At 74.1% G+C, this 24025-nt stretch carries 19 protein-coding genes, 2 tRNA genes and 1 pseudogene; 11 read left to right on the plus strand and 11 right to left on the minus strand.

Annotated elements, in window-relative coordinates; all coding sequences use genetic code 11:
- Window positions 1-33 precede the first annotated feature (33 nt).
- Window positions 34-762 carry a FadR/GntR family transcriptional regulator gene (locus ACYX4T_RS10490; protein WP_476014464.1) on the minus strand — a complete coding sequence of 243 codons (729 nt, stop codon included), beginning with the start codon at window positions 760-762 and terminating at the stop codon, window positions 34-36.
- Window positions 763-984: 222 nt separating this feature from the next.
- Here ACYX4T_RS10490 and glnT point away from each other — a divergent pair, with 222 nt between their 5' ends.
- The 7 genes from glnT to ACYX4T_RS10525 all read left to right on the plus strand — a co-directional run bounded on the left by glnT (window position 985) and on the right by ACYX4T_RS10525 (window position 10541).
- Window positions 985-2337, plus strand: coding sequence for a type III glutamate--ammonia ligase (gene glnT / locus ACYX4T_RS10495; protein ID WP_476014465.1), 1353 nt, complete (start codon window positions 985-987; stop codon window positions 2335-2337).
- Window positions 2338-2368: 31 nt separating this feature from the next.
- A complete protein-coding gene (locus tag ACYX4T_RS10500) occupies window positions 2369-3655 on the plus strand; it encodes an FAD-dependent oxidoreductase (protein ID WP_476014466.1) in 1287 nt (428 codons plus the stop codon).
- Window positions 3656-3717: 62 nt separating this feature from the next.
- Window positions 3718-4026 (plus strand): sarcosine oxidase subunit delta, encoded by a 309-nt coding sequence (locus ACYX4T_RS10505; RefSeq protein ID WP_476014467.1) that lies wholly within the window; start codon window positions 3718-3720, stop codon window positions 4024-4026.
- Window positions 4023-6860 carry a 2Fe-2S iron-sulfur cluster-binding protein gene (locus ACYX4T_RS10510; RefSeq protein WP_476014468.1) on the plus strand — a complete coding sequence of 946 codons (2838 nt, stop codon included), beginning with the start codon at window positions 4023-4025 and terminating at the stop codon, window positions 6858-6860. Before ACYX4T_RS10505 ends, ACYX4T_RS10510 begins: the two co-directional genes overlap by 4 nt.
- On the plus strand, window positions 6853-7548 hold the full coding sequence (locus tag ACYX4T_RS10515) for a hypothetical protein (RefSeq protein ID WP_476014469.1): 696 nt from the start codon (window positions 6853-6855) through the stop codon (window positions 7546-7548). The genes ACYX4T_RS10510 and ACYX4T_RS10515 overlap by 8 nt, the downstream gene beginning before the upstream one ends.
- Before the next feature lie 76 nt (window positions 7549-7624).
- Window positions 7625-9529: a S9 family peptidase gene (locus ACYX4T_RS10520; RefSeq protein WP_476014470.1), complete on the plus strand. Its 1905-nt coding sequence runs from the start codon at window positions 7625-7627 to the stop codon at window positions 9527-9529.
- Window positions 9530-9572: 43 nt separating this feature from the next.
- Entirely contained in the window at window positions 9573-10541 is a 969-nt protein-coding gene (locus ACYX4T_RS10525; protein WP_476014471.1) for an EamA family transporter, read from the plus strand.
- Here ACYX4T_RS10525 and ACYX4T_RS10530 read toward each other — a convergent pair.
- The 3 genes from ACYX4T_RS10530 to ACYX4T_RS10540 all read right to left on the minus strand — a co-directional run bounded on the left by ACYX4T_RS10530 (window position 10519) and on the right by ACYX4T_RS10540 (window position 11567).
- Window positions 10519-11310 (minus strand): alpha/beta fold hydrolase, encoded by a 792-nt coding sequence (locus ACYX4T_RS10530; RefSeq protein WP_476014472.1) that lies wholly within the window; start codon window positions 11308-11310, stop codon window positions 10519-10521. The two genes, ACYX4T_RS10525 and ACYX4T_RS10530, sit on opposite strands and share 23 nt — an antisense overlap.
- 64 nt (window positions 11311-11374) lie before the next feature.
- Window positions 11375-11447: transfer RNA gene (locus ACYX4T_RS10535), tRNA-Glu, on the minus strand.
- Between the two features lie 48 nt (window positions 11448-11495).
- Window positions 11496-11567 (minus strand) — tRNA-Gln (locus ACYX4T_RS10540).
- A 179-nt stretch (window positions 11568-11746) separates the two neighbouring features.
- On the opposite strand from ACYX4T_RS10540, the gene ileS reads away from it, so the two are divergent.
- The gene (ileS, locus tag ACYX4T_RS10545; RefSeq protein ID WP_476014473.1) at window positions 11747-14911 is read left to right on the plus strand and encodes an isoleucine--tRNA ligase; all 3165 of its coding nucleotides are present in this window, start codon (window positions 11747-11749) and stop codon (window positions 14909-14911) included.
- A 12-nt stretch (window positions 14912-14923) separates the two neighbouring features.
- Here ileS and ACYX4T_RS10550 read toward each other — a convergent pair whose 3' ends face one another.
- Window positions 14924-16216, minus strand: a complete 1293-nt coding sequence (locus ACYX4T_RS10550) for an MFS transporter (protein ID WP_476014474.1) — start codon at window positions 16214-16216, stop codon at window positions 14924-14926.
- Window positions 16217-16263: 47 nt separating this feature from the next.
- The gene (locus tag ACYX4T_RS10555; protein WP_476014475.1) at window positions 16264-17418 is read right to left on the minus strand and encodes a CaiB/BaiF CoA transferase family protein; all 1155 of its coding nucleotides are present in this window, start codon (window positions 17416-17418) and stop codon (window positions 16264-16266) included.
- Window positions 17419-17569: 151 nt separating this feature from the next.
- On the opposite strand from ACYX4T_RS10555, the pseudogene ACYX4T_RS10560 reads away from it, so the two are divergent.
- From ACYX4T_RS10560 to ACYX4T_RS10570, 3 genes and pseudogenes are all read left to right on the plus strand, one after another.
- A pseudogene (locus tag ACYX4T_RS10560) lies at window positions 17570-17887 on the plus strand (DUF4397 domain-containing protein); the annotation flags it as partial.
- Between the two features lie 100 nt (window positions 17888-17987).
- Window positions 17988-18470 (plus strand): class F sortase, encoded by a 483-nt coding sequence (locus ACYX4T_RS10565; RefSeq protein WP_476014476.1) that lies wholly within the window; start codon window positions 17988-17990, stop codon window positions 18468-18470.
- 112 nt (window positions 18471-18582) lie between these two features.
- Entirely contained in the window at window positions 18583-19323 is a 741-nt protein-coding gene (locus ACYX4T_RS10570) for an AIM24 family protein (RefSeq protein ID WP_476014477.1), read from the plus strand.
- A gap of 3 nt (window positions 19324-19326) precedes the next feature.
- Here the strand turns inward: ACYX4T_RS10570 and lysS are convergent, their stop codons facing one another.
- The 5 genes from lysS to ACYX4T_RS10595 form a co-directional block, all read right to left on the minus strand.
- Window positions 19327-20994, minus strand: a complete 1668-nt coding sequence (gene lysS, locus ACYX4T_RS10575; RefSeq protein WP_476014478.1) for a lysine--tRNA ligase — start codon at window positions 20992-20994, stop codon at window positions 19327-19329.
- Window positions 20995-21041: 47 nt separating this feature from the next.
- On the minus strand, window positions 21042-21833 hold the full coding sequence (locus tag ACYX4T_RS10580) for a fumarylacetoacetate hydrolase family protein (RefSeq protein WP_476014479.1): 792 nt from the start codon (window positions 21831-21833) through the stop codon (window positions 21042-21044).
- A 28-nt stretch (window positions 21834-21861) separates the two neighbouring features.
- A complete protein-coding gene (locus tag ACYX4T_RS10585; protein ID WP_476014480.1) occupies window positions 21862-22176 on the minus strand; it encodes a hypothetical protein in 315 nt (104 codons plus the stop codon).
- 2 nt (window positions 22177-22178) lie between these two features.
- Entirely contained in the window at window positions 22179-22784 is a 606-nt protein-coding gene (locus ACYX4T_RS10590) for a hypothetical protein (RefSeq protein WP_476014481.1), read from the minus strand.
- A gap of 67 nt (window positions 22785-22851) precedes the next feature.
- Window positions 22852-23898, minus strand: coding sequence for a 3-isopropylmalate dehydrogenase (locus ACYX4T_RS10595; RefSeq protein ID WP_274203484.1), 1047 nt, complete (start codon window positions 23896-23898; stop codon window positions 22852-22854).
- Window positions 23899-24025 lie beyond the last annotated feature (127 nt).

Here is a 24025-nt window from a genome sequence, read left to right on the forward strand (position 1 = left end):
GCCTGCGTCAAGCCGACTGGACGCGGTCCGCCGTCAGACCTGGCTCCACGCCACGTCGTCCGCCCCGTCCTCGGCGCCGAACACGATGATCCTCAGTTGCCGCCGCGTCCCCTCCAGGTGCGCGCGCATCGCCGACGACGCCGCCGCCGCGTCCCCCGCCGCGACCGCCTCGTAGATCGCCCGGTGGTCGCGCAGCGTCTCCTCGACCGGCTCGCGGAACGGCAGGAGGTCGCGGGGGCTGAACAACTCACCGCGCGCCGTCTCGACCGCGACGGCCAGGCGCTCGTTGCCCGCGGCGCGGGCGAGGGCGACGTGGAAGCGGGAGTCGGCCTGGCGGAACGCCGTGCGCCCGATGACGTCGTGGAGCGCGAGCACCGCCTCGCGGACCGGGGCCAGCCCAACGGCCGTGTGCCGCCGCGCGGCCAGCGCCGCGGTCTCGGTCTCCAGGGCGATCCGGAAGTCGATGATGTCGTCCATCTCGCCGGCCTGGGCCCGCATCCGGGCCCGCCACGCCTCGGCGGGGCGGTGCAGCTCGGTGACGTAGGTGCCGCCGGTGGAGCCGCGGCGGACCTCGACGTAGCCGTCCTCGCGGAGCTGGCGGATCGCCTCGCGCAGGCTGATCCGCGCCACGCCGAGCTGCTCGGCGAGCTCGCGCTCGGCGGGCAGGCGCTCGCCCGGGCTGACGTCGCCGCGATGGATGCGCATGCGCAGGTGGTCCGCCACGGCCTGGGCCAGCGTGGTGGAGGAGACCTGCCGGACCATGCCCGGAGGCTACCCCGCGCGTCACCGTGCGTGTCCGGACGAGAGGGAGCCCGGCGTCCCGCGACGCCGTGGCGCGTGTGACGGGGTTGACACCCGTCGGCGCCGGCGTGAATGGTTCTCGGTCCAGACCTTGTTCGGGCGGGAGCGGTCGACGCGACCGCCGCGGGACGGGACACCGAGGGACCGACACGGTCGTCGGCCGTCACGACTCCGGGAGGCGGCATGGGCGACACGCGCGACGAGCTGCGGGAGCGCGCCGAGGCGGACGGCATCGAGTTCTTCCTGGCGATGTTCGTGGACCTGCACGGCAAGCCCTGCGCGAAGGCGGTCCCGTCCTCGTCGTTCGACCTGCTCATGGACGGGGGCGCGGGGTTCGCGGGCTTCGCCGCCGGCGACCTCGGGCAGTCGCCCGCCGACCCGGACGTGCTCGCGGTCCCCGACCCGGCGTCGTACACGAAGCTGCCGTGGAAGCCGGGCGTCGCGGTGCTGCACTGCGACCCGCACGTCGACGGCAAGCCGTGGCCCTACGCGCCGCGGGTGATCCTGCGCCGGCAGCTCTCCGAGCTCGCCGACAAGCGCGGCTGGGTGTTCAACACCGGCACCGAGCTGGAGTACAGCCTGCTGCGCCGGCGCGCGGACGGCGGCCTCGAGCCCGCCGACCCGCACGACACCGCGGACAAGCCCTGCTACGAGGTCAAGGGCCTGACGCGCATGTGGGACCACCTCTCCACGGTGTCGCGGCACCTCAACGCCCTCGAGTGGGGCAACTACGCCAACGACCACGAGGACGGCAACGGCCAGTTCGAGAACAACTGGCACTACGCGGACGCCCTGACCACGGCCGACCGCGCCATCTTCTTCCGCTACATGATCCACATGCTGGCGTACGACGCCGGCATGGTCGCGACGTTCATGCCCAAGCCGCTGTCCCACCTCACCGGCAACGGCATGCACATCCACCAGAGCCTCTGGACGCAGGACGGCCGGGCCCTCTTCGCCGACGACGCCGACACGCTCGGCATGTCGCGCACCGGCTACCACTACGTCGGCGGGCTGATCGAGCACGGCCGCGCGTCGGCCGGGATCATCTGCCCGACCGTCAACTCCTACAAGCGCATCGGCGTCGGCGCCCCGACGTCGGGATCGACGTGGGCGCCGGCCTACGTGGCCTACGGGGGCAACAACCGCTCGGTGATGCTGCGCGTGCCCGAGGGCGGGCGCGTCGAGCACCGCGGTGTCGACGGGTCGGCCAACCCCTACCTGGCCGCCACCGTGCTGCTCGCCGCGGGCCTCGACGGCATCGACCGGGAGATCGACCCCGGCACCTGCACCGACGACAACCTGTTCACGCTCAGCACCGACGAGGTCCGCGCCCGCGGCATCAAGCACCTGCCCAAGACCCTCGACCGCGCGGTCGAGGAGCTCGTCGCCGACGACGTCCTGCGCGCGGCGTTGGGCAAGACCTCGGGCGGCGACTTCGTCGACTACTTCGCCGCGGTCAAGCAGCAGGAGTTCGACGACTACCACGCCTCGGTGTCCGACTGGGAAGTGCGGCGCTACCTGACCCAGGCGTGAGACGCACCGAACCGTCGAGGAGGACGCCCCGGTGACCAGCACGAACGGCAACGGGCACCGGCCCGGACGCCTGCGCGGCTACTCGGCGTGGAGCCTGCTGCGCCACGGCCTCGTCCGCGAGGAGTGGCCGCGCGCCTGGCACGAGCGGGAGCTGCGCGGAAGTTACGACGCAGTGATCATCGGCGGCGGGGTGCACGGCCTGGCCACCGCCTACTACCTGGCCCGCGACCACGGCATGCGCAACGTCGCCGTGCTCGACCGCGCCTACATCGGCTCGGGCGGCTCGGGGCGCAACACCGCGATCCTGCGCTCGAACTACCTCACCCCCGAGGGCGTGCGGTTCTACGACCGGTCGGTGAAGCTCTACGAGCACCTCGCCGCGGACCTGAACTACAACGTCATGTTCTCCCAGCGCGGGCACCTCACCCTCGCCCACAACGACGCCTCGCTGCGGACCATGCACTGGCGCACCGAGGTCAACAAGCTCCAGGGCGTCGACTCCGAGGTGATCGGGCCGGACCGCATCTCCGAGCTGGTGCCCTACCTCGACACGAGCGAGGAGACCCGATACCCGATCCTCGGAGCGCTCTACCACCCGCCGGGCGGGATCGTGCGCCACGACGCCGTGGTGTGGGGCTACGCGCGCGGCGCGGACGCGCACGGGGTGCACATCCACCAGCAGACCGAGGTCACCGGCATCGACGTCGAGCGCGGCCGGGTCACCGGCGTGCAGACGAACCGCGGGCGGATCGCGACCCCGGTGGTGCTCAACGCCACCGCCGGCTGGGCCAGCCTGATCTCCGACATGGCCGGGGTGTCCATGCCGGTGCAGACCTCGCCGCTGCAGGCCGCGGTCACCGAGCCGGTGCGCCCGTTCCTCGACACCGTCGTGGTCTCGGGGACCCTGCACGTCTACGTGTCGCAGACCGACCGGGGCGAGCTGGTGTTCGGCGCGAGCGTCGACCCGTTCGCGTCGTACTCGATGCGCGGGTCGCTGGAGTTCGCCGAGGGCATCGCGGGGCACGTCCTCGAGCTCATGCCCGCGCTGCACCGGATGCGGCTGCTGCGCCAGTGGGCCGGGCTCTGCGACATGACCCCGGACTACTCGCCGATCATGGGCCCGACGCCGGTCGAGGGCTTCTACGTCGACGTCGGCTGGGGCACCTACGGCTTCAAGGCCGGCCCGGTGTCCGGGGAGGCGATGGCCGCGTGCCTCGCGCACGGCAAGCCGCCCGAGATCATCTCCGCCTTCGGCCTCGACCGCTTCGGCGACGGGCGGCTCGTCGGCGAGAAGGGGGCGGCCGCCGTGGGCCACTGAGCATCACTGAGGCCCACCCGCCCCGCTCCCCGCCCCGCGATCCCTGCCGAGGTGACCGAGACATGATGCTGCTCCCCTGCCCCTGGTGCGGGCCCCGCAACGCGACCGAGTTCCGGTTCGTCGGCGAGGCCGGCTCGCGCCCGGACCCCGCGACCGTGACGCCCGAAGAATGGCGCCACTACCTCCACGTCCACGCGAACCCGTGCGGCTGGTCGACCGAGACCTGGTACCACCGCGCGGGGTGCCGCCGGTACCTGTCGGTCGAGCGGCACACGCTCACCCACGAGGTCCGGACGGTCCGGGACGCGGCGACGGGTACGACGGGTACGACGGGCACCGCGGGCACCGCGACGCCGGGGGCCGCCCGATGAGCCTGCTGCCCACGCCCCGGCGCACCCGGGCGACCGACCGCTCGGACGCCGAGCGCCTCCCGCCGCGGGCCGGCGAGGTCATCGACCGCCGGCGCACGGTGGGCTTCCGCTGGAACGGCACCCCGTACACCGGCCACCCCGGCGACACGATCGTCTCGGCCCTGGCGGCGGCCGGCGAGCGCGTGTTCTCCCGCAGCTACAAGTACCACCGCCCGCGCGGCCTGCTGACCGCGAACTACCTCGACCCCGGCGCCATGGTGCAGGTCGGCGACGAGCCCAACGTCCGCGGCGCGCACCGGCTGCTCGCCGAGGGCATGGACGTGCGTTCGCAGAACACGTGGCCGTCCCTGCGCTTCGACGTCCGCGCGGTCAACGGGCTCGCGAGCCGGTTCCTCGCCACCGGCTTCTACTACAAGACCTTCATCAAGCCCGAGGTGCTCTGGCCGGCCTACGAGAAGGTGCTGCGCACGTTCGTGCACGCCGGCGAGGTGCCGCCGGACACCGCGCCCGGGGTCTACGACAAGCGTTACGCCCACCCCGACGTCGTCGTCGCAGGCGGTGGTCCGGCCGGCATGGCCGCCGCCGTCACCGCCGCCCGGTCCGGTGCCACCGTGATGCTCGTCGAGGAGGAGCACCAGCTCGGCGGGCACCTGCGCTGGGGCGGGCCGGCCGAGCTCGCGCGCCTGGCCGAGCTGCGCGCGCAGGTCGCCGCCGAGCCCGCGATCGAGGTGCTCACCGACGCGGTCGTCGGCGCCCGCTTCGACGACAACTGGATCCCGATCGTCGCCCGCGGCATCCCCGGGGTCGACGAGCGGCTGGTCAAGGCCCGCGCGGGCGTGCTCGTGGTGGCGCCGGGGCTGGTGGAGCGGCCCTACGTCTTCGCCGGCAACGACCTGCCCGGCGTCGTGCTCTCCACCGCGGTCCGGCGCCTGGTGAACCTCCACGCCGTACGCCCCGGACGGCGGGCGGTCGTGCTCACGGCCAACCCCGAGGGCGACGCCGCCGTCGGTGACCTCGAGTCCGCCGGGGTCGAGGTGGCCGACGTCGTCGACGCCCGGCGCGGCGAGTCGGTGCGCGCCGCCCACGGGCGCTCGGGGCTGCGGGTCGTCGAGCTCGGCGACGGACGCCGCGTCGAGGCCGACCTGCTCGTCACCGCCGTCGGGTGGACCGCGCCGACGTCGCTGCTCAACCAGTCCGGGGACCGCCCGGTCTACGAGCCGCGCGCCGCGCGCTTCGTGCCGGACCCGACGCGGATGCCGGAGAACGTGCTGGCCGCCGGCGGGATCGTCGGCGACGGCGACGTGGACGCGCTGGTCGAGCACGCCGGCGCCGTGGGCCGCGAGGCGGCACGGCGGGCCGGCCGGAGCGCGGGTGCGGCCGTCGCGGTCCCCACGCTGCCCGTCGCCGACCACCCCGAGCTGTTCAGCGCCGGCACCGGCGGGTTCGTCGACTTCTCCGAGGACGTCTCCGCCAAGGACATCACCACCGCCGCGGCCGAGGGCTACGACTCCGTCGAGCTGGTCAAGCGCTACACGACGGCGACGATGGGCCCGGCCCAGGGCAAGCTCGAGACGGTCAACACGGTCGCGGTGCTCGCCGCCGCGACCGGCCGCACGATCGCCGAGACCGGCACGACCACGTGGCGCCCGATGTGGGCGCCGGTGACCCTGGGGGCGCTGGCCGGGCGCAGCCACGAGCCGGTGCGCTACTCGCCGATGCAGCCCTGGCACGAGCGCCACGGCGCGGTGCCGCTGATCGCCGGGCAGTGGATCCGCCCCGAGCACTACGGCGACCCGGCCGGCGAGGTCACCGCCGTGCGGACCGGCGTCGGGATCATCGACGTCACGCCGATCGGCAAGCTCGACCTGCGCGGCCCCGACGTCGCGTCGCTGCTCGAGCTGCTCTACGTCAACAGGTGGTCGAAGCTCGGCGTCGGCAAGGTGCGCTACGGGGTCATGTGCGCCGAGGACGGGGTCGTCATGGACGACGGCGTCACCGGCCGGCTCGGCGAGGACCACTACCTCATGTCCACCACGTCCTCGGGCGCGGCGACGGTGTGGGAGTGGGTCGAGAACTGGCTGCAGACCGCCCACCCCGAGTGGCGCGTCCACGTCACGCCCGTGACCACGGCCTACGCCAGCATCAACATCGCCGGCCCCCGCTCCCGCGCGCTGCTGGGCCGGCTCACCGAGGTGGACCTCGACCCCGAGCGGTTCGGCTACATGCAGGTCCGCACCGGGCGCGTCGCCGGCGTCGACGACTGCGTGCTGTGGCGCATCGGGTTCACCGGCGAGCTGTCCTACGAGGTCCACGTGCCGGCGGGCCACGGCCTGCACGTCTGGGAGCAGCTGATGGCCACGGGCGCCGACCTCGGCGTGCGGCCGTTCGGGGTGGAGGCCCAGCGCATCCTGCGCCTGGAGAAGGGCCACGCCATCGTCGGGCAGGACACCGACGGGCTCACCCAGGGCTTCAGCGCCGGGCTCGACGGGCTGATCAAGCTCGACAAGGACGACTTCGTCGGGCTGCCCGAGCTGCGCTGGCAGCGCGAGCGCGACACCGCCCCGCGCCTGGTCGGGCTGCGCCCGCTCGACGCGACGGTGGTCCCGCCCGAGGCCAGCCAGATCCTCGACCGCGCCGGTGGCATCGCCGGCCGGGTGACCTCCAGCCGGATGTCCCCCACCCTCGGCCGGTCGATCGGGCTGGCCCAGCTCGACCGCGAGCTCGCCGAGGTCGGCACGCGCGTCACCGTCCGGCTGCCCGACGGCCGCGACGTCACCGCCGAGGTCACCCACCCCGTCCACGTCGACCCCGAGGGGGCGAGGCTCCGTGGCTGACACAGCTGGGCCGACCGCCGTCGCGCGGAGCCCGATCGCGCGCAGCCCGATCGCGGCGGCTGCGCCGACCGTCCGGCACGGTTGGGAGGTCGACGCGACGGTGGCCGTCGGGCCGCTGACGCTGTCGGACGAGACGCCGCTGGCCAAGGTGGCCGTGCGCGCCCCGTTCGACGGCGCCGCGCGGCGGGCCCTCGGGGTGCGGTACGGCCGCACGGGGCGGGTCGACCTCGGCGGTGACGGCGTGCTGATCGTGGGCGCCGGGCCCGGGGAGTGGCTGGTGCTCGGCGCGCCGGGCACGGGTGCGGCCCTCGTGGCGTCGCTCGAGGAGCTGCTCGCCGGCACCGGCGATTTCACCTCGGTCCTCGACCTCACCCACGGCCGCGCCCTCGTCCGCCTCGAGGGCGCCGCCGCGCCGCGCGTCCTCGCCGGCGTCTGCGCGATCGACCTCGCCGACACCGTGACGCCCGACGGCACCGCGCTGCGGACGTCGGTCGCGGCCGTGGTCACCGACGTCGTCCGCGACGACCGCGGCGCGCAGCGCAGCGGAGCTGCCGCCTCGGGCACTGCCGGCGTGCGCTCCTATCTGCTGCACTGCGAGCGCTCGTCGGGCCAGTACCTCGCCGACAGCCTGCTCGAGGCGGGCGCCGGGGCGGGGCTCGAGGTCACGGGGTTCCGCGGGCTGGGCTGAGGTCGGGCGAGGTCCCGGGTGACGGCGGGCACGCGGGCTTGAGTGTGCCGCGACGGCACGGACTGGACTGGTCGCCATGAGCACACCCACGCAGTCCCGCCCGCGCCTCATCGACGTCGAGGACTTCTTCGCCGACCCCGAGTTCGCGCACGCGACCGTGTCGCCCGACGGCACGCGGATCGCCTACCTCGCCCCGCGCCACGGGCGGCTGCAGGTCTGGGTCCGCGGGATCCACGAGGAGCACGCCGACGCCGTGTGCGTCACGCATGACGCGCGTCGCGGCGTCATGCAGTACCACTGGACCGACGACCCCCGCTGGCTGCTGTACCTGCAGGACACCGACGGCAACGAGGACTGGCACCTCCACCGCGTGGACCTGACCGCGCCGGACGAGCCCGCCGTCGACCTGACGCCCCTGCCGGCCGGCTCGCGGGTCGTCGCCGTGGAGCCCCTGCCGTCGTCCCCCGGGCAGGTCCTCGTCTCCATGAACCAGCGGCCGATGGTGTTCGACGCCTTCCGCGTCGACGTCGCCACGGGCGAGACCACCCTGCACCTCGAGCACCCCTCGCCGCGCCGCACCTACCTCCTCGACCGCGAGGGCCGCCCGGCGTTCCTCGCCGAGCTCACCGACGGCGGCGACTGGGAGTTCTCCGCGGTCGACGGCCCCGAGGAGAGCCGCCTGCTGCTCAGGGTCGGCGGCCCCGAGCACCCGCTCAGCGTGTACCCGCAGCTCGTGACCCCGGACGGGACGGGCCTGCTGCTCGGCCTCTACCAGGACAGCGACGACCTGCGGCTCGTGCGCGTCGACCACGCGACCGGCCGGCAGACCGTCGTCGCGGCCGTCGAGGGCCAGAGCCTCGACATCATGGGCGCGATGTCGCCGCTCCTCCCGGCCACCGTGATCGAGAGCGCGCGCACCCACGAGGTCATCGCCGCCCGGTTCGTCGGCGACCGCCCGCGTGTCGAGCTCCTCGACCCGGCGTACGCGGACGTGTTCGGCGCGCTCGCCGCGCTGTCCGACGGCGCGCTGCACTCGGTGTCGTCGGACGACGCCGAGCGGTGGTGGGTCGCGAGCTTCCTCCACGACCGCGCGCCCGGCGCGACCTGGCTGCTCGACCGGACGACCGGTGAGAGCCGGCTGCTGTTCCGGTCGTTCACCCACATCGCGCCCGACGAGCTGGCCCCGATGACCCCGGTCCGGTTCCCGGCCCGCGACGGCCTGGAGCTGCCGGCGTTCCTGACGCTGCCGGTGGGCGTGCCACTCGAGGACCTGCCGCTGGTGCTGATGGTGCACGGCGGGCCGTGGGCGAACGACAGCTGGGGCTACAACCCCGAGGTGCAGTTCCTCGCCAATCGCGGCTACGCCGTCCTGCAGGTCAACTTCCGGGGGTCCTCCGGCTACGGGCGCCGCCACCTCACCGCGGCGATCGGCGAGCTCGCCGGGGCCATGCACGACGACCTGATCGACGCCGCCCGCTGGGCCGTCACCGAGGGCTTCGCCGACCCGGACCGCATCGGCATCTACGGCGGGTCCTACGGGGGCTACGCCGCGCTGGTCGGCGTCACCGTCACCCCCGACTTCTTCGCCGCCGCGGTCGACTACGTGGGCATCTCCGACCTCGCGAACTTCATGCGCACGCTGCCGGAGTTCGCGCGCCCCACCCTGATCAACAACTGGTACCGCTACGTCGGCGACCCGGCGGTCGCTGAGCAGGAGGCCGACATGCTCGCCCGCTCGCCGATCACGATGGTCGACCGGATCCGCACGCCGCTGCTCGTCGCCCAGGGCGCCAACGACGCCCGCGTGGTGCAGGCCGAGTCGGACAACATCGTGACGTCGCTGCGGGACCGCGGCGTGCCGGTGGAGTACCTGGTCGCCGACGACGAGGGCCACGGCTTCGCCAACGTCGAGAACCGGTTCCGGCTCTACCGCGCCATGGAGGCGCACTTCGCCCGGCACCTCGGTGGCCGGGCCGGCTGAGCCGCTTGTCCGTCCGTCCCGCGGCCTGCTCTGATCACCGTTCGTGGGGCACCCGGAGGCGCGGCCGACGCCCCGCACCGCGTCCGGACTCGCGATCGCGCTGCTCTCGGGCTTCTCCTTCGGGCTGGCCGGGCCGTTCGCGGCGTCGCTGATCGCGGTCGGGTGGTCGCCGCCGGCGGTGGCGCTCGCCCGACTGGCGGGCGCGGCGGTCCTCCTCGCCGTGCCGCTGGCGCTCCTCCTGGCCCGCGGGTGGCGGCCGCGCGCCGGGCACGGGCGGGCCGTGGTGGTCTACGGGCTCGTCCCGCTGGCCGGCGCGCAGGTCTGCTACTTCAGCGCCGTCGGGCACCTGTCGGTCGGCGTCGCCCTGCTCATCGAGTACACCGCGCCGGTCCTGCTGCTCGCCTGGACGTGGGCGCGCACCGCCGTCCGCCCCCGGCCCCTGACGCTGGCGGGCGCCGCGCTGGCCGTGGCGGGCCTCGTGCTCGTCCTCGACGTCGCGCGCGGGGCGGAGGTCGACGTCGTCGGCGTCCTGTGGGGCCTGGGCGCGGCGGTGTGCCTGGCGGCGTACTTCCGGCTCTCGGCCGACGCCGGCGGGGCCGAGGGCCCGCCCGCCCTGGTGCTCACCGCGGGCGGGGCGGTCGTCGGCAGCGTGGTCGTCGCGCTGCTCGGGCTCGTCGGCCTGCTGCCGCTGACCGCGACGACCGCGCCCATCGACCTCGGCGGGTGGGGCGCTCCGTGGTGGGTCGGTGTCCTGCTCGTCGCGGCCCTGTCGACGGCGCTGGCCTACCTCACCGGGATCGCCGCGGTGGGGCGGCTCGGCTCGCGGCTGGCGTCGTTCGTCGGGCTGAGCGAGGTGCTCTTCGCCGTGCTCGGCGCCTGGTGGCTGGTGGCCCAGGAACCGACGGCGACGCAGGTCGCGGGCGGGGTGCTCGTCGTCGGCGCCGTCGCGCTGATCCGGTGGGCCGAGCCGCCCGAGCGGCGGCCCGACCTCAGCTCGACGACAGGCCCGTGAGCACCTCCACCAGCGGCGCGGGGTGCAGCTGGACTCCCGCGTGCGAGGCGGGCACGTCGACGACAGCGAAGGGCACCGGGAGCGCGGCGTCGGCCTCGCGGACGAACCGGTCCTGCAGCGCCGGCGACAGCGCGCGGTCCTCGGACAGGCGCACGTAGGTGTGCGGGAGCGGGCCCCAGCGCTCCGGGTCGACGCGCACGAGGTCCTCGTCGATCGCGAGGGCCTCGCGCACGTCCATCGCCGCGAGCAGCGCGAGCAGCTCGGCCCGCGTGCCGTCGGCGAGCAGCGCGTCCTGGAGCGCGTCGAGGGCCGCCGGGTCGTGGGTGTGCAGGTCGACCCGCAGCTCGCCGACCTCGGCGGGGTCGGCGGTCATGAGGCCGGGGGCGATCCGGTCGAGGGCCGACGGCCCGGTGTCGGCGAGGTAGGTCGACGGGCCGGCGTCGACGCAGCACCACGCCGAGACGTAGACGACGTGGTCGAGCAGCTCGGGTACCGCGTTGGCCACGGCCGTCACCGTCATCCCGCCGCGGCTGTGACCGACGAGCACGACGGGCCCGTGCTCGCGGGCGGCGCGGACGACGCCGACCACCGCGGCGACGTCGTCGGGGGTCGACAGGCCGGCCATGCCCCCGGGGCGGGCGTCGAGCCCGTGCCCGGGCAGGTCGACGGCCACGGCCCGGTGGCCGGCGAGCGCCAGGGCACGGGAGACCGGGCCCCAGTGCGAGGCGTTGGCGAACGCGCCGTGGACGAGGACGTAGGTGGACGACACGGCAGCACTCCCCGGAGACGACGAACGCGGCGCACCGGGAACCGGTGCACCGCGTCCGTGGAAGTAGCCCCGAGGGGATTCGAACCCCCGCTACCGCCTTGAGAGGGCGGCGTCCTAGGCCGCTAGACGACGGGGCCCTAGGAGAACGGCGACGACTCTAGATCACGGTCCGCCACCGCTCGCAGCTGGGGTACCAGGACTCGAACCTAGAACAACTGAACCAGAATCAGCCGTGTTGCCAATTACACCATACCCCATGGCGATCACCGAGCGTGACGCAGCACGTCCTGCCCGACGACCTGGACCAGTCTAGGACATCGCCGCCGCCCGGTTCGACACCCCCCGCTGACGCCCCGGGCCCGCGGCCCGCGGGCCGCCGTGCCCTGCCCGGTAGCCTGGCCGGGTTGGGCCACCGCACGACGAGGAAGATCGAGACGTGAGCTCTCAGCCGTCCACCGCCGCGGGGCAGCCCGCGTTCGCACCCCTGCCCGCGAGCGTGGACCTGCCCGCGATCGAGCGCGAGGTCCTGACCCGCTGGGCCGACCGTGACGTGTTCCGGCGCAGCCTCGAGCGCACCGCCGGCGGTGAGCCGTGGATCTTCTACGAGGGACCGCCGACCGCCAACGGCCAGCCCGGCACCCACCACGTCGAGGCCCGCGCGTTCAAGGACCTCTTCCCGCGGTTCAAGACCATGCGCGGCTACCACGTGCCGCGCCGCGCGGGTTGGGACTGCCACGGCCTGCCGGTGGAGCTCGCCGTCGAGAAGGAGCTCGGCTTCACCGGCAAGGGCGACATCGAGACCTACGGCATCGCCGAGTTCAACGCCGCCTGCCGCGAGTCGGCGCTGCGCAACGTCTCGGCCTTCGCCGCGATGACCGAGCGCATGGGCTACTGGGTCGACCTCGACGAGGCCTACCTGACCATGGCGCCGCGCTACGTCGAGAGCGTCTGGTGGTCGCTCAAGAAGATCTTCGACGACGGGCTGCTCGTCGAGGACCACCGCGTGACGCCCTACTGCCCCCGCGACGAGACGCCGCTCTCGGACCACGAGGTGGCGCTGGGCTACGAGGACGACGTCGACCCCTCGGTCTACGTGCGCTTCCCGCTCACCGACGGCGTCTGGGCCGGCGCCGACCTGCTGGTCTGGACAACGACGCCCTGGACGCTCCCGTCGAACACCGCCGTGGCCGTCGCGCGCGACATCGTCTACGTCCGCGCGACCACCGCCGACGGGGACGACCTCGTCGTCGCCGAGGACCTCCTGGGGGTGCTGGGCGAGGACGCGCAGGTCACCGACCGGCTCACCGGCGCCGACCTGCTCGGCAGCCACTACCGCCGCCCGCTCGACCTGATCCCCGACGAGCGCTTCGGTGACGCCCACCGCGTCGTGCACGGCGACCACGTCACCACCGACGCCGGCACCGGGCTGGTGCACATGGCGCCCGCCTTCGGGGCGGAGGACCACCTCGTCGCCAAGGCCGAGGGCCTCGAGATGGTCAACCCGATCGGGCCGGACGGGCACTTCGCCGCCGACGTCCCGCTCGTCGGCGGCATGTTCTTCAAGGGCGCCGACCCGACGCTGGTCGAGGAGCTGCGGGCCCGGGGCGTGCTGTGGCGCTCGGAGTCCTACGAGCACTCCTACCCGCACTGCTGGCGCTGCCACACGCCGCTGATCTACTACGCGCTGCCCTCGTGGTTCATCCGCACCACCGCGGTGCGCGACCGCCTGGTCGAGGAGAACGAGCGGACCACCTGGTACCCGCCGCACATCAAGCACGGGCGCTACGGCGCATGGCTCGAGAACAACGTCGACTGGGCGCTCTCGCGCAACCGCTACTGGGGCACGCCGCTGCCGATCTGGCGCAACGACGCCGACCCGGCGGAGATGGTGTGCGTCGGCTCGCTGGCCGAGCTGTCGTCGTGGGCCGGCGAGGACCTCTCCGAGCTCGACCCGCACCGCCCCTACGTCGACGACGTGACCTTCCCGGCGCCGAGCGGGACCGGCACGATGCGCCGCGTCACCGACGTCATCGACGTCTGGTACGACTCGGGCGCGATGCCGTTCGCCCAGTGGGGCGCACCGCACCACCACGAGGCCGACTTCGCGGCGGCCTACCCCGCGCAGTACATCTGCGAGGCGATCGACCAGACCCGCGGCTGGTTCTACTCGCTGATGGCCGTGGGGACGCTGGTGTTCGACCGGTCGTCCTACGAGAACGTCGTGTGCCTGGGGCTGCTGCTCGACGAGCAGGGCCGCAAGATGTCGAAGCACCTGGGCAACGTGCTCGACCCGTTCGAGCTCTTCGAGTCCCACGGCGCCGACGCCGTGCGGTGGCTGATGCTCGCCCAGGGCTCGCCGTGGGTCGACCGGCGCGTCGGGCACGAGGCGCTGCGCGAGATCGTCCGCAAGATCCTCCTGACGTACTGGAACACCGCGTCGTTCCTGGTCACCTACGCGAACGCCTCGGGGTGGCGGCCGACCGGCGAGCCGGTGGCGTCGGACCACCCCATGGACCGCTGGGTGCTCGGCGAGCTGGCGACCTGCGTCCGCGAGGTCACCCGCGCCCTCGACGACTTCGACTCCTCGAGCGCCGGCCGCGCGATCTCGTCGTTCGTCGACGGGCTGTCGAACTGGTACGTCCGCCGCTCGCGCCGGCGCTTCTGGCAGGGCGACACGACGGCGCTCGCGACGCTGCACCGCTGCGTCGAGACGCTCTCGCGGCTCATGGCGCCGTTCATCCCCTTCACCACCGACCACCTCTGGACGCGGCTGCAGGGCGACGTCGTCGAGGGCGCGCCCGACTCGGTGCACCTCGCCGACTGGCCGGTCGTCGACGAGGCGGCGATCGACCCGGTGCTCGCGGAGCGCATGGCCCTCGTGGCGCGGATCGTCGAGCTGGGCCGGTCGACCCGCGCCGCCAGCGGGGTGCGCACGCGCCAGCCGCTGTCGCGCGCGGTGGTGGCCGCGCCCGGGTTCGCCGACCTGGGCTCCGACGACGAGGGCAGGGGGCTGCTCGCCGAGATCGCCGAGGAGCTCAACGTCGGGCGCGTCGAGGCGGCGGGGTCCGACCTCGTCGAGGTCACCGTGAAGCCGAACTTCCGGGCGCTGGGCAAGCGCTTCGGCAAGCAGACCCCGATCGTCGCCGAGGCGGTCAAGGCCTCCACCGACGCCCCGGTCGACGGGACGCTGACGGTCGTCGTCGACGGCGCGGAGATCGCGCTCTCCGGCGACGAGATCGTCGTCGAGGAGACGCCCCGCGAGGGCTGGGCGGTCCGTTCGGAGGGTGGCCTGTCGGTCGGCCTCGACACCGAGCTCACCGACGAGCTGCGCGCCGCGGGCCTCGCGCGCGACGTCGTGCGCGTCGTGCAGGAGGCGCGCAAGACCCGCGGGCTCGAGGTCTCGGACCGCATCGTGCTGACCTGGGCCGCCGAGCGCGCCGACGTCGCTGACGCCGTGCGCGCCCACGCCGGCACCATCGCCGAGGAGGTCCTCGCGGTCGAGATGACCGAGGGGGCCGTCAACGGGGACGCCGCCGCGCGCTCCGACGACCTGGCGCTGGCCGTCGCGATCGCCCCCGCCGCCCCCGCCGCGGGGGTCTGACGGGCGCGGGGGTCAGCCGGCCGGCACCTCGTCGGGCGTCGTCGCCGAGCGGGCCGACCCCTCGCGCAGCCCGAACACCGCGACGAGGCTGAGCAGCGAGAGCGCGGTGACGTAGAGCGCGATCGGCGTCGACGAGCCGGTGGCGCCGAACAGGGCGGTGGCGACGAGCGGCGTCACGGCCCCGCCGACCATGCCGCCGACCTGGTAGGCGATGGAGATGCCGCTGTAGCGCACGCGCACCGGGAAGATCTCGGCGAACAGGCCGCCCTGGGCGCCGGCCATGATGCCCTGGACGATCGCCGCGACCGCGAACGCGAGCCCGGCGAGGGCCGCCGACCCCGTGTTGACCAGCGCGAACATCGGCAGCGGCCAGGCGACGGCCGTCAGCGCGCCGACGACGAAGACCCGGCGCGAGCCGAACCGGTCGGACAGCATCGCCGCCGCCACGATCGTCGCCACCCACACGACCGTCGACAGCATGATCAGCGTCAACAGCGTCGTGCGCTCGTAGTCGAGCGCCGTCGTGCCGTAGCTCAGCATGTAGACGATGACGGTGTAGCCGACCGCCGGCGGTGCGATCGAGACGAGGCTCGCCAGCGCCAGCACCTTGGGGTGGCGCCGCACGAGGTCGGCGACCGGCACCGTGCTCGTCTCGCGGCGCTGCTTGACCTGTTCGAACTCCGGCGCGTCCTGCAGCCGGCTGCGCACGACGAAGCCGACGACGACGAGCACGACCGAGAGCAGGAACGGGATGCGCCAGCCCCACGAGCGGAACGCCTCGTCGGACAGCCCGGCGACGGCGAGGAAGGCGAGGTTCGAGGTGAGCACGCCGATCGGCACGCCGAACTGCGCGAAGCTGCCGTAGACCGCGCGCCGGCGGCTCGAGGCGTGCTCGGTGGCGATGAGGACGGCGCCGCCCCACTCCCCGCCGACCCCGAAGCCCTGCAGGAGGCGCAGCAGGACGAGCAGCAGCGGGGCCGCGATGCCGATCGCCGCGTAGGTCGGGAGCACGCCGATGAGCGCGGTCGCCCCGCCGGTGAGCAGCAGCGTCAGCACGAGCATGGCCTTGCGGCCGATGCGGTCGCCGAAGTGCCCGATGACCGCCGCCCCGAGGGGGCGCGCGACGAACCCGACGGCGAAGGTGGCGAACGCCGCGAGCGTGCCCGCCACCGCGGAGAACTGCGGGAAGAAGAGGCTCCCGAACACCAGCGCCGCGGCGGTGCCGAAGATGTAGTAGTCGTACCACTCGATCGACGTGCCGACGAAGCTCGCCGCGAAGATGCTGCGGCGCGAGGGAGCGGCCATGGTCAGGCAGGGAAGCGCACGCGGGTGGGGCGGGGCAACAGCGCGGCTCAGGTCTCCCGGAACTCGGAAAGGACCGCGTCGGTGTGCTCGCCGACGTCGGGGACCGCGCCCATCCGCAGCTCCCGGCCGGCGAGCCCGATCGGCGGCACCAGCGCCGGCACCTCGCCCACCGGCGAGCCGACGGTGCGCCAGCGGTCGCGGGCGGCGTGCTGGGGGTGGGCGAGGACGCCGTCGTCGCCGACGAGGTCCCGCCGGCGGGCGTGCGCGATGCCGGCGCCGGCGAGGCGTGCGACGACCTCCGCGCCGTCGAGCCGGCCCAGCACGGCGTCGATGGCCGCGTGCAGCTCGTCGCGGTGCTCGAGGCGCGCCGAGCCGGTGGCGAAGCGGTCGTCGGTCGCGAGGCCCTCGTCGCCGAGGACCTCGGCGCAGAAGCGCGCCCACTCCCGCTCGTTCTGGATCGCCAGGACGACCTCGGTGCCGTCGCCCGCGGCGAACGTCCCGTACGGCGCGATGGCGGGGTGGGAGGTGCCCGCGCGACGGGGCGCGTGACCGGCACCGGCTGCGTAGGTCAGCGGGAAGCCCATCCACTCGCTCAGCGCGTCGAAGAGGCTGACCTCCAGCGCCGCGCCCTCGCCGGTGCGTTCCCGCTCGTAGAGGGCGGCGAGGATGCCGGAGAAGGCGTACATGCCGGCCCCGATGTCGGCGGCCGGGATGCCCGCCTTGGCCGGGTGCTCGGGAGTGCCGGTCATCGTCACCAGGCCCGTCTCGGCCTGGATGAGCAGGTCGTAGGCCTTCGCGTCGCGGTACGGGCCCGACGAGCCGTACCCCGAGATGCTGCAGTGCACGAGGCGCGGGTGCTCCCGGCAGAGCTCCGCGGCGCCGAGCCCCAGACGCTCCGCGGCACCGGGAGCGACGTTCTGCACGAACACGTCGGCGCGGGCGAGCATCCGGTGCAGGGCGGCGAGCGCGTCGGGGCCCTTGAGGTCGAGCGTGACGCTCTCCTTGCCCCGGTTCAGCCAGACGAAGTGGCTGGACAGGCCACCGACGACGGTGTCGTAGTCGCGGGCGAAGTCGCCGCGCCCCGGCCGCTCGACCTTGATCACGCGGGCGCCGAGGTCGGCGAGGTGGCGCGTCGCGAGCGGCGCGGCCACGGCCTGCTCGCAGGCCACCACCAGGACACCGTCCAGCGGGAGAGAGGTCACGCGGTGATCGTGCCCCGCGGCGCGCACCCTCGCTCGGCACTGCTCGTTGTGACCCACGTCGTCTCGTTCTAGCGAACCAGTTAGCCCGGTTGGCCGAACGATGCGCGTCGGGACACGGCCATGGGCACGGCGAGCAGCAGGGGACGGCGGCATGGCACCACGAACGGGGCACCTCATCGGGCGCCGCGCGGGCACCGCGGCCCTCGCGCTCGTCACGACGGCGCTCGGTGTCGGCGGCACGGGTCTCGCCGCGCAGGCCGGCGTCGTGTCGCTGAGTCCGACGCCGACGACGCAGGCCGCCCCGAGCGGCCAGGGGCTGCTGCGCGTCGCGCACCTCTCCCCCTCCACCGGCGCGGTGGACATGTACGCGCAGGGGCCGGGGATGCCGCAGACCACGGTGGCGTCCGGGGTCTCCTACCGGGGCCTGACCGGCTACCTGACGGCCACGCCCGGCGTCTACACCCTCCAGGCCCGGCCGGCGCACGCGCCGCACCCCCAGCGGCGGCGTCCCGGCGGGCCTCGGCGGGCTCGCGTCCGATCCGGCCGCGGCGGCCCCCCTCGCCGAGCCGATGCCGGTGATCGCCCTCCCCGCCGCGCAGCGGTCGCTGCCGCGACCGGTCGGGCTGTCCGTGCCGGCCGCGGGCGTGGACGTCGACCACCTCGTCGACCTCGCCGTCGACGGTGCGGGCGCGCTGCAGGCGCCGGCCGGTCCGCAGGAGGTCGGCTGGTTCACCGGCGGCGCGGCTCCCGGCGCGCCGGGACCGGCGGTGCTCGTCGGGCACGTCGACTCGTGGCAGGGGCCGGGCGTGTTCGCCCGGGCGCGCGACCTGCGCCCGGGGGACGCGATCGACGTCCCGCGCAGCGACGGCAGCGTGGCGCACTTCGTCGTCGACTCCGTGGAGCGCTTCGGCAAGGACGAGTTCCCGACCGGGCGGGTCTACGGCGCGGGCGACGGCCGCCCCGCCCTGAGGCTGGTCACCTGCGGCGGCGCGTTCGACCGGGAGACGCGGTCGTACGTCGACAACGTCGTCGCCTTCGCGTCTCCCCGGTGAGCCCGACGGGGAACTCCGTTCAACCCGTGCTCGTTGACGGTGCGTGTTCGCCGAGGGGATGATCTCGGCGCGTTCTCGGCCGATCGAGCACCGAGCGTCACGAGGAGACCCGATGCGCAGCAACCTGTTCGCCCCGGAGAACCAGGAGCAGGAGTCCGCGCAGCCGGGTCTGCGCCTGCAGAACTCGAAGATGCTCAAGATCGAGCTCAACGGCGAGTGCCTGGCCCGGCAGGGCTCGATGGTCGCGTTCCAGGGCCAGGTGCACTTCGAGGCCAAGGGCTCCGGGGGCATCGGGCGGTTCCTCAAGCAACAGCTCACCGGCGAGGGCGTGCCGCTGATGAAGGTCAGCGGGCGCGGCGACGTGTTCCTCGCCGACGCGGCCGCCGACGTGCACCTCATCGACCTCGAGGGCCCGCAGGACGCCCTGTCGATCAACGGCGCGAACGTGCTCGCGTTCGAGCCGACGCTGTCCTACGACATCCAGATGGTGCAGGGCGCCGCGTCGATGTCGGGCTCGGGCCTGTTCAACTGCGTGTTCAGCGGGCAGGGCCGGCTGGCCATCACGTGCAAGGGCTCGCCGGTCGTCCTCGACGTCGACCAGCCGACCTACGCCGACCCCCAGGCGGCGGTCGCGTGGTCGGCGGGCCTGCAGGTCGGCGTGCACCGCGCCGACCAGCTCGGCCTCGGCACCCTGCTCGGCCGCACCACGGGCGAGGCCTACACCATGGGCTTCCAGGGCCGCGGCTTCGTCATCGTCCAGCCCAGCGAGGAGCCGCCGACCGGTGCGCTCGGCGGCCACGGCAGTGGCCAGCAGTCGGGCAGCGGCGGGGTGCTGGGCGGGCTGTTCAGCTAGCGGTCAGACCGCCAGCAGGTGCCGGACGCGCTCGGGGCCGGCGGCGAGCAGCAGCGTCGGGAGGCGTGGGCCGGTCTCCGCGCCGACCAGCAGCCGGTAGACGACGACGAAGAACCGGCGCTGGGCGGCCTTGAGCTCGTCGGTGGGCTTGACGTCCAGCGGCAGCCCGGCCTGCTTCTTCGGCACGCCGTAGACCAGCGTCGTCAGGCCGTCGAGCGACCAGTCGTCGGTGAGGTGGTCGCGCAGCATGGCGACGGCCTCGCGGTCCTGCTCGTCGAGCGCGACGAGCAGCTCGGTATCCGGCTCGTCGCGCAGGCGCGTGTGGGCGTCGTCGGGCATGTAGCCCTCGACCCATTGCGCGGCGCGGTCGAGGCGCGGGCGGGCGCCGTCGAGGCTTGCGCCGAGGCCGGCGAGGATGCGCTCGAGCTGGGTCGCGTCGCCCGCGGTCACGTCGATCACGGACGCCAGCGTCCGGTACGCGACGGGCTGCTCGGTGCGCGGGAGCCCGCGCTCGGCGGTGCTGACGGCCCGGACGTGGCCGGTGGTCTCGATGCCGCCCGCGGTACCCGCCGCGACCTTGCGCTCGAGCGCGTCCCACTCGTCGTAGAGGCGGTGGATCTCCTGGTCGAACGCGACCTTGATCGCCTGGTTGGGCCGGCGGCGGGCGAACAGCCACCGCAGCACCGGGACCTCGAGGATCTCCAGGGCGTCCCCCGGCGTGGGCACCGAGCCCCGCGAGCTGGACATCTTCGCCTGGCCCGTGATCCCGACGAAGGCGTACATCGGGCCGATCGGCGCCTCGCCGCCGAACACCTCGTCCACGATCAGCCCGCCGACCTGGTACGACGAGCCGGGCGAGGAGTGGTCGACGCCCGACGGCTCGAAGTGCACGCCCTCGTAGGCCCAGCGCATGGGCCAGTCGACCTTCCAGACGAGTTTGCCACGGGTGAACTCGCGCAGCGCCACCGTCTCGGAGAACCCGCACGCGCAGGTGTAGGTCATCGCCGTGGTGTCGTCGTCGTACGCGGTGATCGTCGTGTCGTCGCGCCCGCAGCCGCCGCAGTACGGCTTGAACGGGTAGTACTCGCGACCACCCGCCCCGTCCTGGCCGGCGTCGTCCTCGTCGTCGTTCGCGCGCCCCTCCGGACCGTCCTTCTTCTTCGTCCGGAACCGGCCGAGGATGCCGTCGATCTCCCGCCGCTCGCGCATCGCGAGCAGGACCTGGTCGCGGTAGGCGCCCGAGGTGTACATCTCGGTCTGGCTGATGCCGCGGAACTCCACGCCGAGGTCGGCGAGCGCGGCGATCATCGGGGCCTTGAAGTGCTCGGCCCAGTTCGCGTACGGGCTGCCGGTCGGCGCGGGGACCTCCGAGAGCGGCTTGCCGATGTGCTCGTCCCACGACGGGTCGATGCCGGCGGGGACGCGGCGGAAGCGGTCGTAGTCGTCCCACGAGATCAGGTGCTCGCAGTCGTGACCACGGCGGCGGATCTCGTCGGCGACCAGGTGCGGGGTCATGACCTCGCGGAGGTTGCCCAGGTGGATCGGCCCCGAGGGGCTCAGCCCCGACGCGCACACGATCTTCTGTCCCGGACTCCGTCGCGCGGCGGCCTCGATCACCTCGTCGGCCATCCGCGACACCCAGTCCGGCTCCGGCCCCGACTCCTGCGCCACCTGCGCGTACCCCTTCCCTGGATCGGTCCCGCCCAGGGTACGGGGCCCTACCGCGCCTGGACCGGGTTGGTCAGGGTGCCGATGCCCTCGACGGTGACGCTGACCTGCTGGCCCGCGCTCATCGGCCCGACGCCGGCCGGGGTGCCGGTGAGGATCACGTCGCCGGGCAGCAGCGTCATGACCCGCGAGATGTAGGCGATAAGCTCCTCGACGGGGTGGAGCAGCAGGTGGGTGCGCGACTCCTGGCGCACCTCGCCGTCGAGCTCGGTGCGGATCGCGAGGTCGCCCGGGTCGATGGTCGTCTCGATCCACGGCCCGAGGGGGCAGAACGAGTCGTAGCCCTTCGCGCGGGTCCACTGCCCGTCGGCCTGCTGCAGGTCGCGGGCGGTGACGTCGTTGGCCACGGTGTAGCCGAGCACGACGTCGCGGGCGCGGGCCTCGGGGACGTCGCGGCACGGCATGCCGATGACGACGGCCAGCTCGCCCTCGTAGTCGACGCGCTGCGAGTCCGGCGGCATCTGGATCGCCAGGCCCGGGCCGATGACGGTGGTCGAGGGCTTCATGAAGATCAGGGGCGCGGGCGGAGTCTCGCCGCCCATCTCGCTGACGTGGTCGGCGTAGTTCTTGCCGATGCAGACGACCTTGGTCGGCAGGATCGGCGCGAGCAGCCGGACGTCGGCCAGCGGCCAGGTGCGCCCGGTGAAGGTGGGGTCGCCGAAGGGGTGCTCGGCGATCTCGGCGCACACGTCGCCGCCCTCGGGCTCACCGCCGGCCGTGGTCGGCGACTGCAGGGCCGCGAACGAGACTCCGTCGGCGTGGGCGATCCGGGCGAGGCGCACGGCGCCGGACCCTATCCCGCCGCCCGTGTCACCCGCGCGCTCGTGGCGCGCCCGCGGCCACCGGCTCCTCCTCGTCGACCCAGCCCCAGCGCTCGTGGTGGGGGGCGCCGCGGTTCAGCTCCTCGAGGCCCGCGCGCGGCACGACGAGCCACACGCCCTGGTCGTCCCAGAGCCCGGCGAGCCGTGTGCCGGCGCCCCGGGCCGCGCGGGCGACGGCGACGTGCACGACGGTGCTGAGGTACGTCGGGTGGCCGGGGTACTCGAGGGCCTCGACGGCGTCGCCGAGGCGCAGGCGCAGGCGGTGGCGGCCCTCGTCGGTGACCTCGACGTGCTCGAGGCGCACGGTCAGCGCGTCGCCGACGAGCCGGGCGAGGTCGTCGACCTGCTCCCCAGGGTGTCGGGGAACTGCTCCACGTGGCCGTCGTGGAAGGCGAGGGGCGCGAGGTGGTCCTCGGCGCGGAACCCGGGGTGCCAGAAGTCCGCCTCCCCCACGGCGCCGAGCACCGAGCCCGCGGTCACCGGCTCCCCGGCGTCGGCGACGCCCTCGACGAGGTCCTCGAGAGCCGGCACCCGGGGTCCGAGCACCCCGGCGCCGGCGAGCGCCCCGACCACGCGCTCCAGCTCCGCCCGCCCCTGCGCCGACAGCTCCGGGCGCACCGGCTCGGGCGGTGGCACACGGGGTGTGCCAGCGATGCGGCGTCGCTGGCGTTCAACGCCAGGATCGTCACATCGATCATGTCGCAAAAAGCGAGCACGGCGCAGGCTGCGCCACGCCATCGTCCAGAGCACGCCGAGCGCGGCAGCGGCGAGCACGTACGGGAACGCGCGGTCGAGAGCCGTGCGGTCGGGACCCTCGCTCGTCAGGCCGAGCACGACGGAGTACGCCGCGGCAGCGAGACCGCAGGCCGCCTCCGTGACGGCGACGACCAGCTGCCATCGGCGTGTCGTCATCGAGGATGTGGCGATCCGGGCGTCAGACGCCAGCAATGCCGCATCGCTCGCACCGGCCGGTGCGTCTCTACGCCGGGGTGCGGGTGCCCGCGGCCGAGGACACGAGGGCGGCGAGGCGGTCGCCGACCGCGTGGGTGCCGCCGGGGTTCGCGTGGTCGCGGGTGGCGAGGTCGAAGGCCACGGCCGCCTCGACGCGGCGCGCCAGCTCGGGCTCGCCGAGGTGGTCGAGCAGCAGCGCCACCGAGAGGATCGCCGCGGTCGGGTCGGCGATGCCCTTGCCCGCGATGTCGGGCGCCGAGCCGTGCACCGGCTCGAACATGCTCGGGTTGGCCCGCGAGACGTCGAGGTTGCCCGACGCGGCGAGCCCGATGCCGCCGGTCACCGCCGCCGCGAGGTCGGTGAGGATGTCGCCGAACAGGTTGTCGGTGACGATCACGTCGTAGCGGGACGGGTCGGTGACCAGGTGGATCGTCGTCGAGTCGACGTGCTGGTAGTCCACCGAGACGTCGGGGTGCTCGAGCGAGACCTCCTCGACCACGCGCGACCACAGCGACCCGGCGTGGGTCAGCACGTTGGTCTTGTGCACCAGCGTCAGCTTGCGGCGCGGGCGGGCCGCGGCGCGGGCGAAGGCGTCGCGCACGACCCGCTCGACGCCGAACGCCGTGTTGACGCTGACCTCGGTCGCGATCTCCTGCGGCGTGTCCTTGCGCAGCAGCCCGCCGGTGCCCGCGTACGGGCCCTCGGTGCCCTCGCGCACGACGACGAGGTCGATCTCGGCGTTGCCCGCCAGCGGCCCGCGCACGCCCGGGTAGAGCCGGGCGGGGCGCAGGTTGACGTGGTGGTCGAGCTCGAAGCGCAGGCGCAGCAGCAGCCCGCGCTCGAGGATCCCGCTGGGCACCGAGGGGTCGCCGACCGCGCCGAGCAGGATCGCGTCGTGCTCGCGCAGCTCCGACAGGACGGACTCCGGCAGCAGCTCCCCGGTGGAGTGCCACCGCGCGGCACCGAGGTCGTACTGGGTCGTCTCGACCGACGGGGCGACCTCGTCGAGCACCTTGAGCGCTTCGCCGATGACCTCGGGTCCGATGCCGTCGCCGGGCACCACCGCGAGTCGCATCCGCACCAACCTCCACGAGCGGGTCGCCCCGCGACGGGGTGACCGGGGCCGACCCGCGGAGACTACTAGGCGTGTCGGTCGATCACGGAACCGGATCGCCGAATCGTAGGAATCCGCCCTCGGTCGG

It is taken from the genome of Actinomycetospora sp. ABD4_176 (assembly GCF_056311855.1).